The sequence below is a fragment of the Sporosarcina limicola genome, assembly GCF_014873855.1.
Lineage (GTDB): Bacteria > Bacillota > Bacilli > Bacillales_A > Planococcaceae > Sporosarcina > Sporosarcina limicola.
The window spans coordinates 1-1,023 of record NZ_JADBEL010000082.1; the positions used below are offsets into that span (position 1 = coordinate 1).

Sequence of the window (1,023 nt, forward strand, 5' to 3'; positions counted from 1 at the left end):
ATTCACTCAAACATTGGCGGATCATCTTCATTTAAACGACAAACGGTCCCACTTTATTCATTCCAATGAAAAGTTGCTGAGTCAAAAGCTTTATCAAATCATTGCTGGGTATGCCGAGGATGATGCGGCGGATCAATTGACGGAAGATCCCGTATTCACCGAAGTTCTTGACACCTCTGCGCTAGCTTCTCAACCGAGTTTATCTCGTTTTTGGGAACGATTTGACGCAAATTCCATTGCACAATTACAACAGGCGAATCAAGAACTGCTCGATAAAGTGCATCATCACAGAAAATCTACAGCGATCATTTTTGATTTGGATTCCACGCATGCAGATGCTTATGGGAACCAAGAATCAATTGCGTACAATACTCATTATGGAACTGTGGGTTTCCATCCCTTAGTTGCTTTTGACGGTGTTACCGGCGATTTTTTGAAAGCCCAGCTACGCCCTGGAAATGTCTACACTTCCAATGGTGTCGTGGATTTCGTCAAGCCGTTGATCAAACATTATAATGAGCACTTTCCAGAGACAACGCCATTTATTCGCGGGGACAGTGGTTTTGCGGTCCCTGAATTGTATACACTTTGCGAAAAGGAATCGGTTTATTATGTCATTCGCTTAAAATCAAATGCCGTTTTACAACGACTAGCGGAGGAATACCGCCCCTCCACTGCACCAACTGATAGCGAAAAGACTGAATACTATTTTGAGGAAGCGATGTATCAAGCAAAAAAATGGGATGAAGCAAGAAAAGTTGTGATTCAATCTGTTCGTCCAGCAGGTGAATTGTTCTTTACTCATTCATTCTTTGTGACCAATTTAACGGAGTCATTCACGCCTGAAGCCATTGTGCGTACGTACCAAAAAAGAGGGACGATGGAGAACTACATAAAAGAATCAAAGAACGGTTTTGGGTTAGATAACATGACAAGCCATTCTTTCCAAGTGAACGAGGCGAAGATGACGTTAAGTCTACTTGCTTATAATTTCACCAATTGGTTGCGTACGCTAGTCTTTCC

At 42.2% G+C, this 1,023-nt stretch carries 1 protein-coding gene; it reads left to right on the forward strand.

The features are described from left to right. The coding region (locus H4683_RS21180) for an IS1380 family transposase (RefSeq protein ID WP_192600792.1) at nucleotides 1–1,023 on the forward strand (1,023 nt) is incomplete at both ends.